This is a genomic window from Vibrio sp. R11-SG3-ISO9, assembly GCF_059834255.1.
In genome coordinates, this window is sequence record NZ_JCBDGU010000029.1 from 1 (window position 1) to 10,803 (window position 10,803).

Consider the following 10,803-nt stretch of genomic DNA (forward strand, 5'->3'; position numbering starts at 1 on the left):
TGTAGGGCTGGTGTCTCACACCATTAATTTATTCATCAGCTAAGGACAAAAAAGCCAACATTACAACAATGTTGGCTTTTATCAATACTACAAAGTGTAGGGGCAATCGCTCAGTACCTGAGCCGACTCACTTTGCTTTGAATTACTTAGTACGCTTGTACTTAATATCCCATACGCCGTGACCTAAACGGTGACCACGAGCTTCAAACTTAGTTAGCGGGCGCTCATCTGGACGAGGAATGAAATCACCCTCTTCTGCAATGTTCTCGAAGCCTGGAGCAGCGTTCATTACTTCGATCATGTGCTCTGCGTAGTTTTCCCAGTCAGTCGCCATGTGGAAGATACCTGTTTCAAGGTGTAGCTTCGCGCGAACCATCTCAGCAAACTCGGCTTTAACAATACGACGCTTATGGTGACGCGCTTTGTGCCATGGGTCTGGGAAGAATAGCTGTAGTGTATGAATGCTGCTATCTGGGATCATGTGCTCGAACACTTCAACCGCATCGTGACACATCACGCGTAGGTTAGTTACGCCAGCGTCGCGCGCAGTACCAAGACACGCACCTACACCAGGGCTGTGAACTTCGATACCTAAGAAGTTTTTCTCTGGTGCGTTCTTCGCCATTTCAACCAGTGATGCACCCATACCAAAGCCGATCTCTAGTACCACAGGGTTATCGTTACCGAAAACTTCTTTCCAATCTAGAAGTTCTGGGTTGTAGTCGATACCCATAGTTGGCCAACACTCGTTCATCGCGTTCTCTTGGCCTTTGGTTAAGCGGCCTTCGCGGCGAACAAAGCTGCGGATCTTACGAACCAGTTTGCCGTCTTCAGTATATTCGTTAGTGGTCACTTCACTCATTGATTTTTGCCTGCACATTGATTAATCAAAGCGGGGATTATCCAAAGAATTGCCGTCTGTGCAAGTCTTTCTGCTGATAAATTCCCACACAATTTGTCTGTTTTACATCCAACCACAAGTGTGGTGCAATTTCGTTTCTAATAATAGCAAAGCAATGAGCAAGTCGTGACTCCTTTCGCATCCGCCATATTAAAGTGGTATGACGCCTATGGGCGTAAAGAACTCCCATGGCAACAAAACAAAACCGCCTACTCCGTTTGGCTCTCTGAGATCATGCTCCAGCAGACGCAAGTCGCTACCGTGATCCCATATTACCAACGATTTCTGGAGCGCTTTCCAACCGTTATCGATCTTGCCAATGCAGAGCAAGATGAAGTGTTACACCTTTGGACCGGCCTTGGTTACTACGCAAGAGCGCGTAATCTACACAAAGCCGCAAAGATTGTTGCCACTGAGTATGGTGGAGAGTTTCCAACCGACATTAAAGAGATGAACGCCCTACCCGGCATTGGACGCTCAACCGCCGCAGCCGTTCTATCATCTGTCTATAAGCAGCCTCATGCGATTTTAGATGGCAACGTCAAACGAACCTTAGCAAGAAGTTTTGCCGTCGAAGGTTGGCCGGGGCAGAAAAAGGTTGAAAATCAGCTTTGGGAGCATGCTGAGTCAAATACTCCCAAACAAGATGTCGATAAGTACAACCAAGCCATGATGGATATGGGCGCTATGGTGTGCACTCGAAGCAAGCCGAAGTGCACGTTATGTCCAATTGAATCGATGTGTGAGGCAAACAAGCTAGACCGTCAGCTCGACTTTCCAGGTAAGAAGCCCAAGAAAGAGAAGCCTGTAAAAGAGACTTGGTTTGTGATTCTTTATCACGACAATCAGGTTTGGTTGGAGCAACGACCGCAATCAGGCATCTGGGGAGGGCTGTTCTGTTTCCCTCAACATGAAAATCAGGAGATTGAACACCAACTCGACATCCGCTCGATTGGCTCAGCTTCTATAGAAAACCAAGAGACTCTAGTTGCGTTTAGGCACACCTTTAGCCATTACCACTTAGATATCACCCCTGTCTTAGTAAAATTAGACAAACAACCAGATTTGATAATGGAAGGGACAAAGGGTCTCTGGTATAACTTATCAAAACCCGAAGAGATAGGCTTAGCTGCCCCTGTTAAGCAGCTATTAGAAAGCCTAACCTTTGAATTAAACGATCACGTTTAAACAGACGAATACGACAAGAGGAACCATTATGAGCCGCACTGTATTTTGTGCTCGCCTACAGAAAGATGCTGAAGGCTTAGATTTTCAACTTTACCCAGGTGACTTAGGTAAGCGTATTTTCGACAATATTTCTAAAGAAGCATGGGCACTATGGCAAAGCAAGCAGACCATGCTTATCAATGAAAAGAAGCTAAACATGATGGATCCTGAGCACAGAAAACTGCTTGAGACAGAAATGGTTAACTTCCTTTTCGAAGGTAAAGATGTCGTGATTGATGGCTACACGCCACCAAGCGAATAAGACATTTATTTACACCAAGTTTAATGACATCATGGTTCGCGCTGTGATGTCATTTTTGTATGAGGACCTATGAAAAAGCTGAGTTACTTCCTAGCGGCTATGCTACTTACCGGTTGTAGCCGAGAGTTCATTGAGAGCATTTATGACGTCAATTATGAACCGACCAACCGTTTTGCAGGTAACCTTGCGGAGCTACCGGGTCAATTCGAGAAAGATACAGGCGCACTCGATGCCCTCATCAATAGCTTCTCGGGTAACATCCAAAAACGTTGGGGCAGCAATGAAGTAAAGATTGCAGGTAAAAGTAACTATGTGAAATACATAGATAATTACTTGAGTCGTTCAGAAGTAAACTTCTCAAAAGGTCTGATTACCGTCGAAACAGTTTCATCGACAGAGCCGAAAAAACACCTAAAAGATGCGATCATGACAACCTTGCTGACACCCGATGATCCAGCAAGTGTTGATCTATTCTCCTCTAAAAGCATCAAGCTAGAGGGCCAACCCTTCCTCTATAACCAAGTTGTTGATCAAGACAAAAAGCCCATTCAATGGACTTGGCGTGCCAATCGATTTGCTGACTACTTAATAGCAAACAACCTAAAAACGAAGAACGTCGACTTCAAAAAAGCCTACTACGTTGAGATCCCAATGGTGGCCGATCACGCGAGTAAGCGAAGCTATAAATACGCAGACATCGTTCAGCGTGCTTCAAAGCGTTATGACATCCCAGAAGATCTTATCTACGCCATCATCAAAACTGAGAGTAGCTTTAACCCCTACGCTGTTAGTTGGGCTAACGCCTATGGTTTGATGCAGGTCGTCCCTAAAACAGCTGGCCGCGATGTCTTTAAGCTGGTGAAAAATAAATCAGGTGAGCCTAGCCCTGAATATTTATTTAATCCAGAAAACAACATTGATGCAGGTACTGCGTATTTCTACATCCTTAAAAATCGCTATTTAAAAGACGTTCGACACCCGACCACCTTAGAGTACAGCATGATTTCTGCGTACAACGGAGGAACGGGAGGAGTGTTAAATACCTTTAGTCGCGACAGAAAACGCGCAATGAATGACCTTAACTCTTTGCAACCTAATCAAGTTTATTGGGCATTAACGAAAAAGCATCCCAACAAAGAATCGCGTAGATACTTAGAAAAAGTAACAAAATTCAAAAAAGAGTTTAACCAAGGCAAAACCTAACCCTCACTTTTGAATAAAAAAACAACTAACGAACGTTTTTTTTAATTATTTTGAAAAAAGGTGTTGACGGTTATGCAGAAAATCCGTTTAATAGCGCTCCGTTGCCCGGATAGCTCAGTCGGTAGAGCAGAGGATTGAAAATCCTCGTGTCGGTGGTTCGATTCCGCCTCCGGGCACCACAATTTGATTTGTTGGTGTCAGCGCTTTTTAACAGGAAGCATTAGCACGGACAAAAGCACAAAGAATATTAGTGTGCCGACTTAGCTCAGTAGGTAGAGCAACTGACTTGTAATCAGTAGGTCACCAGTTCGATTCCGGTAGTCGGCACCATTCTTTTGCCTCGATAGCTCAGTCGGTAGAGCAGAGGATTGAAAATCCTCGTGTCGGTGGTTCGATTCCGCCTCGAGGCACCATTATTTGGTGCTTAACAAATAATGGTCTTTAAGACCTGATGTTGACACAAATAATTCCCCCTTAGTTCAGTTGGTAGAACGGCGGACTGTTAATCCGTATGTCGCAGGTTCGAGTCCCGCAGGGGGAGCCACTTACAATTGAAGTGATTGATATCATTTCATATAAAATGAAGAGTAACATCTTCAGTAAAAGATATAGTGTGCCGACTTAGCTCAGTAGGTAGAGCAACTGACTTGTAATCAGTAGGTCACCAGTTCGATTCCGGTAGTCGGCACCATTCTTTTGCCTCGATAGCTCAGTCGGTAGAGCAGAGGATTGAAAATCCTCGTGTCGGTGGTTCGATTCCGCCTCGAGGCACCATTATTTGGTGCTTAACAAATAGTGGTCTTTAAGACCTGTTGTTGACACAAATAATTCCCCCTTAGTTCAGTTGGTAGAACGGCGGACTGTTAATCCGTATGTCGCAGGTTCGAGTCCCGCAGGGGGAGCCACATTCAAGAAGCCAAGTCGAAAGACTTGGCTTTTTTCGTTTTAAACTGCGACTTACTTGTTCCAAGTAAATGTCTCAGAGCTAGCCGCCCGCGTTGAGTCCCGCAGGGGGAGCCATTTTAGAGAAAGCCTCATCACATGATGAGGCTTTTTCGTATCTAACACACCTACTTTGTGCCAAAGCAATGTCTCAGACGAATCGTCGGACCGCCCTATCACTCTATCCTGTTAATGTATTTCCTTCTGATACAAGCTATATCTTAGAGTCACATCAAGACTTATTCACTTAAACGAAAACCCCTACACACCTCAGAACATCGATTCTTTCGTGCTACTGACAAATTTTATTTCTGCTCACAAAACAGGCAAGCACTTACATTCACCACACAAAACGGCACACCGTTACTTTTTTTGCGTCGTAAATTTAATCTCTATCATACTTTCGTATTTTTCCGATATCTGCCCTACACCACTTAGATTACTATCCGATGAAACAGCTCGATTATTTTTATGCTGTGTGAGGAAACATGAAATTAAAAACGCAAGCTTACATCTTATCTGCAATTATTCTGGTTGCCCTATTAGCACTAACAGCCACCGGCCTTTGGACATTGAGAGTCGCCAGTAACATCGACAACAAAGCTCGTGTTACTGAGCTATTCAAGAGCGCCTACAGCATTCTCACAGAAGTGGAGAAGATGGCGATTGATGGCACATTAGAAGAAGATCAGGCTAAACAGTTAGCGACTCGCCTACTACGTAATAATATTTATAAAGACAACGAATACGTATACGTTGCCGATGAGAACATGACGTTCGTAGCTACCCCTCTTGATCCACAACTGCATGGAACGAGCTTCAACGATTTTAAAGATGGTAATGGCAACAGTGTTGGTCAGCTTATCCAAAGAGTCTTAGGCAATCGCACCGGACAGATCGTCGAATACACATGGACACAGAAACTGCCAGACGGCACCATCGAGGAGAAACTCTCGATTGCAGAGAAAACTCCGCATTGGGGATGGGTTGTCGGTACAGGCATTGGTTTTAACGAGGTTAACGCACGTTTCTGGTCAACTGCTCAATGGCAACTGTTTCTCTGCTTAGTTATTGCAGGCGTGATCCTGTCGAGTCTAATCTTCTCAATCAAGCGTATGCTGGCACTGTTAGGTGGTGAACCTAAGGATGTGAGAGCCGCTGTACAAGCTGTAGCGCAAGGTAAGATCCAGACATCATTCGATACTAAACCTGAAGACGGCAGCATCTATCACGCAGTGCAGCAGATGAGTCAGTCGTTGGCTGAGTTGGTTTCCAACTTAAACGCCTCCATGCTAGCACTCCGTGGTGAGCTGCAGCGTGTAGAAGACCGTGCAGGCTCGATAGCTCAGCTGACTGAGACTCAGCAACAATCAACGGAAATGATCGCAACAGCAATGACTGAGATGGCGTCATCCGCAAACAACGTAGCTGATTCTGCAGGTGATACAGCGCGTAACACCGACGAAGCGGACAAACAGAGTCAACATACTCAACGCCTCATCCATAACACTGTAGACAACATCCAAGGCCTTGCCGGCCAGCTCAACACGGCTAGCGAAGCGGTCGCTAATCTAGATAACGATGTGAATAACATTGTTAAAGTATTAGACGTAATCGGTGACATCGCTGAACAAACTAATCTACTCGCCCTCAATGCCGCGATAGAAGCCGCACGTGCTGGTGAACAAGGCCGAGGGTTTGCAGTGGTCGCTGACGAAGTTCGTAACCTAGCAGGCCGAACGCAAGACAGCACCAAAGAGATCCAGTTGATGATTAACAATCTTCAAGAAGGCTCTCGCAATGCCATCCAGACAATGGAAGTCTGTGCTGAAACAAGTCAAAGCACAGTAACAGAGTCTCAGAACGCATCAGAAGCCTTACAACAGATTGTGATTGCTCTTGAGTCTATCTCTTCAATGAGCCATCAAATTGCGACAGCTGCAGCCGAGCAGACTCAAGTGAGCGACGACATATCTAAACGCATCAATATGATCGAAGAGAGTGGCAATCAATTAAGTGGCGTGGTGACTGAAAGTCATAACAGCACTCAAACTCTAGCCTCACTTTCTAATGAACTTGAAGCCTGGGTTAACCGTTTTGAAGTAAAACACTAACTCACCATTCATTTGACTGACTAAAAAAGCACGTTTTCATACGTGCTTTTTTTTATTTAACCACTTTTTACGAGAGTTTAAACTCATACTGCATCTGGTTTAGCGCATGCTAGGCCTAGGTTTTTCGTACAAAATGGATAAAAACACCCCACTAAGTATAGAAAAACATCAAACAATACTTTTTTTGCAATTTAGTGTTGACCCAGAACCGGAAAACACGTTTAATACACCTCGTCGCCCGGATAGCTCAGTCGGTAGAGCAGAGGATTGAAAATCCTCGTGTCGGTGGTTCGATTCCGCCTCCGGGCACCACAATTTATTTGTTGGTGTCTATAAGACAACAGCAGTAAAGCACGAAGAAATTATCAGTGCCGACTTAGCTCAGTAGGTAGAGCAACTGACTTGTAATCAGTAGGTCACCAGTTCGATTCCGGTAGTCGGCACCATTTCTTTCAAGCTTTAAGAATAATTCCCCCTTAGTTCAGTTGGTAGAACGGCGGACTGTTAATCCGTATGTCGCAGGTTCGAGTCCCGCAGGGGGAGCCACATTTAGTGTGCCGACTTAGCTCAGTAGGTAGAGCAACTGACTTGTAATCAGTAGGTCACCAGTTCGATTCCGGTAGTCGGCACCATTTATATTATTGAGAAGTTTTATCTTCTTAAATAATTCCCCCTTAGTTCAGTTGGTAGAACGGCGGACTGTTAATCCGTATGTCGCAGGTTCGAGTCCCGCAGGGGGAGCCACTTTCAAGAAGCCAAGTCGAAAGACTTGGCTTTTTTTCGTTTTAAGCTGCGACTTACTTGTTCCAAGTAATTGTCTCAGCCGAAACGTCGGGCCGTGTTAGCCGCCCGCGTTGAGTCACGCAGGAGAGCCATTTTAAAGAAAGCCTCATCACACGATGAGGACTTTTCGTATCTAATGCTCCTGCTTTATGCCAAAAGCAATTTCACCGTTCAGTTACCGAGTAGCCTAACCTGTCGCACTATCCATAGTATTAAATATCCCACAAACTCAGCCTGTTACTTTCGTTATCTACTGCCTTCGTATATATTGGTCAGAGCGTTACCTACGCTTCCTACTCGCGGAAAGAGTTTAACTCAAGGTCATCAACGTCCTCCCTTCTTGGGGAACTACAATTTGATTTACCTTCTCTTCTGTTCAGCGAGTGCAGAAGTTACGAGATGGTGAATATATGAATGCTTTTTCTCTCAATCTGACATACCTAAAAAAAGACGCTAAATCTTGCCTGAAACGCATCAGATCGGGCTCTGTCGAAGACTTACGCTGGTTACTTACTTTACACCCTAATCCTCTTCTCTCTGCTGATAGCGTTAAGCTCGCAGACATACACTTATCATTAGCGCGAGAATTAGGCGTAAGCAGCTGGAGTAAGCTGTTGTTGCATATTGATAGCTTAGAAAAGAATAAAAGCTCGGATGATACTCCTCTGCCAGTCCTAGACAACGACTTGCAAACCCTGCACGTACGTTGCGGTCACGATATACAACGAACATTAGAACAGGCTGAATTCACTGGAGACTTCCTCCCGTATATAGAGCCGCTTTGTATCGGCCCTCTATCTTTGGATGAAAAGACGCTTTCAACGATCAGAGCAGAGTATGTATGTGATCGACTCCTTTCAGAGGTGAAAGAGGTGGAAAAGTCGCTTGAACAAGTAAAATCTGAAGCCACGCAAGCGACGAATAAGCTCTTAGATACAGACTATCAACGTATTGTTTTATGGGTTGAACACGACAACTACGATCAATTGATGTTGATTAGATCTTTGTATCTACTTTCATACCAAAATATTACTAAGGTAGAGATTATCGAGGTGAGTACCTTCCCTGGTAGAGAAAGGTTCATCGGTTTAGGTCAACTACCTCCTGAAGCACTGCGTGCACTCTGGAATAGTAGAAAAAAAGTATCTGTAGAGCATATAACGGTAGCAACAGAGTTATGGCCGGCTTTCTGTTCAAAGAGCCCTTTAAAGCTAGTCGAGTACTACCACAAAGTAGACCAAGACCTTTTCCCTAATATTAGAGAAGTAATATTTAGACACTTACAGGAACTCCCCCACATAGACTCAAAGTATGGGTTAGTGGAACGCCTGACTATAGATATCTTAAAAAATGAAGAAGAGGGCCTAGAATTCAATGAACTCTTTAAACGCTATATGAAGTTAGAGCCTTTAGTATATTTAGGAGACCTAATGTATTGGGCTCTCATTAAACCGTTAACTGAGGGCCCTGAGCCCATCTTGCAAGCCCAAAGATCAGAGAGCAAAGATTGGTATAAGAACCGCATTTACCTCTCCAAGTCTAGCCACAATAGAACTGGTAAAGTTGCAGACAAGTGGGTTGGCGGAATTCACCTGACTCCTAACAACTTTTGGAGCTGGGATCATCAGGACTTAGCGACGATATCCCATTATAACTAGATGAACATAAGCGTCTTATCGTGTGGAGAGCTTAGATTTACTCCACACTCACTTTATATCCGAACCTTATCTCCCTCCTGGCTCCTCTGCAAGCCTCTAATGAAGCTCATCAAAAAGTGTACCCATGGAATTCTCATGCCACTACCCCTTTGCTAGATAGCACTACGGTTCGATTAAACCCACTCTATAAGCCCCCAGGCACCGAGTGTGAATTAGCAAACGACTAATGAAGGAACAAACGTGAATTATCGATGATTGGACAGAAGTTGACGAACAAAGAGTAGGCTTTTTTACAATAACGGATCAATTGAGATCATAAACGACCAGGACGCACAGTTCGAAGGCCAAGTTATCTATAGCCAGAAACGACGAAAGCCTAGTCATGAGACTAGGCTTTCTGATAAGTGGCGGAGTGGACGGGACTCGAACCCGCGACCCCCGGCGTGACAGGCCGGTATTCTAACCAACTGAACTACCACTCCGCAGTGTCTATTCAGCTTAAAGCAATTTGAGCCTGACGATGTCCTACTCTCACATGGGGAAGCCCCACACTACCATCGGCGCTATTGCGTTTCACTTCTGAGTTCGGCATGGAATCAGGTGGGTCCACAATGCTATGGTCGTCAAACAAATTCTGTGGTTAATTTGAAGTATCAAATCAACAAAATAAATGGTGCTAGTACCCAGATTTGAACTGGGGACCTCACCCTTACCAAGGGTGCGCTCTACCAACTGAGCCATACCAGCACAAAATTTGGAGCCTGGCGATGTTCTACTCTCACATGGGGAAGCCCCACACTACCATCGACGCTATTGCGTTTCACTTCTGAGTTCGGCATGGAATCAGGTGGGTCCACAACGCTATGGTCGCCAAGCAAATTCTTTTATTACTTTCAGCTTTTAAAAAAGCTAAAGGTAAAATAATTCGGAAAGCTATTAAAAGTTCTTACGTAAACTCATTCAAGTGTTCTTGTTTGCCTCTGCTTTTTAAAGCGGAAACAACAGTTTGAGTCCATCAAAACCCCTTGGGTGTTGTATGGTTAAGCCTCACGGGCAATTAGTACAGGTTAGCTCAACGCCTCACAGCGCTTACACACCCTGCCTATCAACGTTCTAGTCTTGAACAACCCTTTAGGACACTTAAAGTGCCAGGGAAGACTCATCTCAGGGCTCGCTTCCCGCTTAGATGCTTTCAGCGGTTATCGATTCCGAACTTAGCTACCGGGCAATGCCATTGGCATGACAACCCGAACACCAGAGGTTCGTCCACTCCGGTCCTCTCGTACTAGGAGCAGCCCCCTTCAATCTTCCAACGCCCACGGCAGATAGGGACCGAACTGTCTCACGACGTTCTAAACCCAGCTCGCGTACCACTTTAAATGGCGAACAGCCATACCCTTGGGACCGACTTCAGCCCCAGGATGTGATGAGCCGACATCGAGGTGCCAAACACCGCCGTCGATATGAACTCTTGGGCGGTATCAGCCTGTTATCCCCGGAGTACCTTTTATCCGTTGAGCGATGGCCCTTCCATTCAGAACCACCGGATCACTATGACCTGCTTTCGCACCTGCTCGAATTGTCATTCTCGCAGTCAAGCGGGCTTATGCCATTGCACTAACCTCACGATGTCCAACCGTGATTAGCCCACCTTCGTGCTCCTCCGTTACTCTTTGGGAGGAGACCGCCCCAGTCAAACTACCCACCAGGCAC

6 protein-coding genes, 14 tRNA genes and 3 rRNA genes are annotated in these 10,803 nt (G+C 45.2%); 17 read left to right on the forward strand and 6 right to left on the reverse strand.

What is annotated here, in order from left to right; translation table 11 throughout:
- Window positions 1-142: 142 nt before the first annotated feature.
- Window positions 143-862: a tRNA (guanosine(46)-N7)-methyltransferase TrmB gene (gene trmB, locus AC6R05_RS08870; RefSeq protein WP_032549858.1), complete on the reverse strand. Its 720-nt coding sequence runs from the start codon at window positions 860-862 to the stop codon at window positions 143-145.
- 165 nt (window positions 863-1,027) lie between these two features.
- Between trmB and mutY the strand changes: the two genes are divergently transcribed.
- The 17 genes from mutY (at window position 1,028) to AC6R05_RS08955 (ending at window position 9,090) form a co-directional block, all read left to right on the forward strand.
- On the forward strand, window positions 1,028-2,089 hold the full coding sequence (gene mutY, locus AC6R05_RS08875; protein WP_500647173.1) for an A/G-specific adenine glycosylase: 1,062 nt from the start codon (window positions 1,028-1,030) through the stop codon (window positions 2,087-2,089).
- A gap of 28 nt (window positions 2,090-2,117) precedes the next feature.
- Entirely contained in the window at window positions 2,118-2,390 is a 273-nt protein-coding gene (locus AC6R05_RS08880; protein WP_032549860.1) for an oxidative damage protection protein, read from the forward strand.
- Window positions 2,391-2,459: 69 nt separating this feature from the next.
- Window positions 2,460-3,593, forward strand: a complete 1,134-nt coding sequence (mltC, locus tag AC6R05_RS08885; protein WP_150869315.1) for a membrane-bound lytic murein transglycosylase MltC — start codon at window positions 2,460-2,462, stop codon at window positions 3,591-3,593.
- A 103-nt stretch (window positions 3,594-3,696) separates the two neighbouring features.
- Window positions 3,697-3,772 (forward strand) — tRNA-Phe (locus tag AC6R05_RS08890).
- 75 nt (window positions 3,773-3,847) lie between these two features.
- Window positions 3,848-3,923: transfer RNA gene (locus tag AC6R05_RS08895), tRNA-Thr, on the forward strand.
- 7 nt (window positions 3,924-3,930) lie between these two features.
- Window positions 3,931-4,006, forward strand: a tRNA-Phe gene (locus tag AC6R05_RS08900).
- 55 nt (window positions 4,007-4,061) lie between these two features.
- A tRNA-Asn gene (locus AC6R05_RS08905) sits at window positions 4,062-4,137 on the forward strand.
- A gap of 71 nt (window positions 4,138-4,208) precedes the next feature.
- Window positions 4,209-4,284: transfer RNA gene (locus tag AC6R05_RS08910), tRNA-Thr, on the forward strand.
- Window positions 4,285-4,291: 7 nt separating this feature from the next.
- Window positions 4,292-4,367 (forward strand) — tRNA-Phe (locus tag AC6R05_RS08915).
- Between the two features lie 55 nt (window positions 4,368-4,422).
- Window positions 4,423-4,498, forward strand: a tRNA-Asn gene (locus tag AC6R05_RS08920).
- Between the two features lie 525 nt (window positions 4,499-5,023).
- On the forward strand, window positions 5,024-6,649 hold the full coding sequence (locus AC6R05_RS08925; protein WP_500647174.1) for a methyl-accepting chemotaxis protein: 1,626 nt from the start codon (window positions 5,024-5,026) through the stop codon (window positions 6,647-6,649).
- A 236-nt stretch (window positions 6,650-6,885) separates the two neighbouring features.
- Window positions 6,886-6,961 (forward strand) — tRNA-Phe (locus AC6R05_RS08930).
- A 58-nt stretch (window positions 6,962-7,019) separates the two neighbouring features.
- Window positions 7,020-7,095, forward strand: a tRNA-Thr gene (locus AC6R05_RS08935).
- 24 nt (window positions 7,096-7,119) lie between these two features.
- Window positions 7,120-7,195: transfer RNA gene (locus AC6R05_RS08940), tRNA-Asn, on the forward strand.
- A gap of 10 nt (window positions 7,196-7,205) precedes the next feature.
- A tRNA-Thr gene (locus AC6R05_RS08945) sits at window positions 7,206-7,281 on the forward strand.
- Window positions 7,282-7,317: 36 nt separating this feature from the next.
- Window positions 7,318-7,393, forward strand: a tRNA-Asn gene (locus AC6R05_RS08950).
- Window positions 7,394-7,842: 449 nt separating this feature from the next.
- The gene (locus AC6R05_RS08955) at window positions 7,843-9,090 is read left to right on the forward strand and encodes a DUF1835 domain-containing protein (RefSeq protein ID WP_500647175.1); all 1,248 of its coding nucleotides are present in this window, start codon (window positions 7,843-7,845) and stop codon (window positions 9,088-9,090) included.
- Between the two features lie 405 nt (window positions 9,091-9,495).
- Here the strand turns inward: AC6R05_RS08955 and AC6R05_RS08960 are convergent.
- The 5 genes from AC6R05_RS08960 to AC6R05_RS08980 form a co-directional block, all read right to left on the reverse strand.
- A tRNA-Asp gene (locus AC6R05_RS08960) sits at window positions 9,496-9,572 on the reverse strand.
- 30 nt (window positions 9,573-9,602) lie between these two features.
- A 5S ribosomal RNA gene (gene rrf, locus AC6R05_RS08965) occupies window positions 9,603-9,718 on the reverse strand.
- 43 nt (window positions 9,719-9,761) lie between these two features.
- A tRNA-Thr gene (locus AC6R05_RS08970) sits at window positions 9,762-9,837 on the reverse strand.
- Between the two features lie 12 nt (window positions 9,838-9,849).
- A 5S ribosomal RNA gene (rrf, locus tag AC6R05_RS08975) occupies window positions 9,850-9,965 on the reverse strand.
- A 161-nt stretch (window positions 9,966-10,126) separates the two neighbouring features.
- Window positions 10,127-10,803: ribosomal RNA gene (locus AC6R05_RS08980) — 23S ribosomal RNA — on the reverse strand; the annotation flags it as partial.

Coding starts and splice junctions, on each gene's coding strand:
- trmB (WP_032549858.1), bottom strand. CDS start 862: ATGAGTGAAGTGACCACTAACGAATATACTGAAGACGGCAAACTGGTT.
- AC6R05_RS08880 (WP_032549860.1), top strand. CDS start 2,118: ATGAGCCGCACTGTATTTTGTGCTCGCCTACAGAAAGATGCTGAAGGC.
- mltC (WP_150869315.1), top strand. CDS start 2,460: ATGAAAAAGCTGAGTTACTTCCTAGCGGCTATGCTACTTACCGGTTGT.
- AC6R05_RS08925 (WP_500647174.1), top strand. CDS start 5,024: ATGAAATTAAAAACGCAAGCTTACATCTTATCTGCAATTATTCTGGTT.
- AC6R05_RS08955 (WP_500647175.1), top strand. CDS start 7,843: ATGAATGCTTTTTCTCTCAATCTGACATACCTAAAAAAAGACGCTAAA.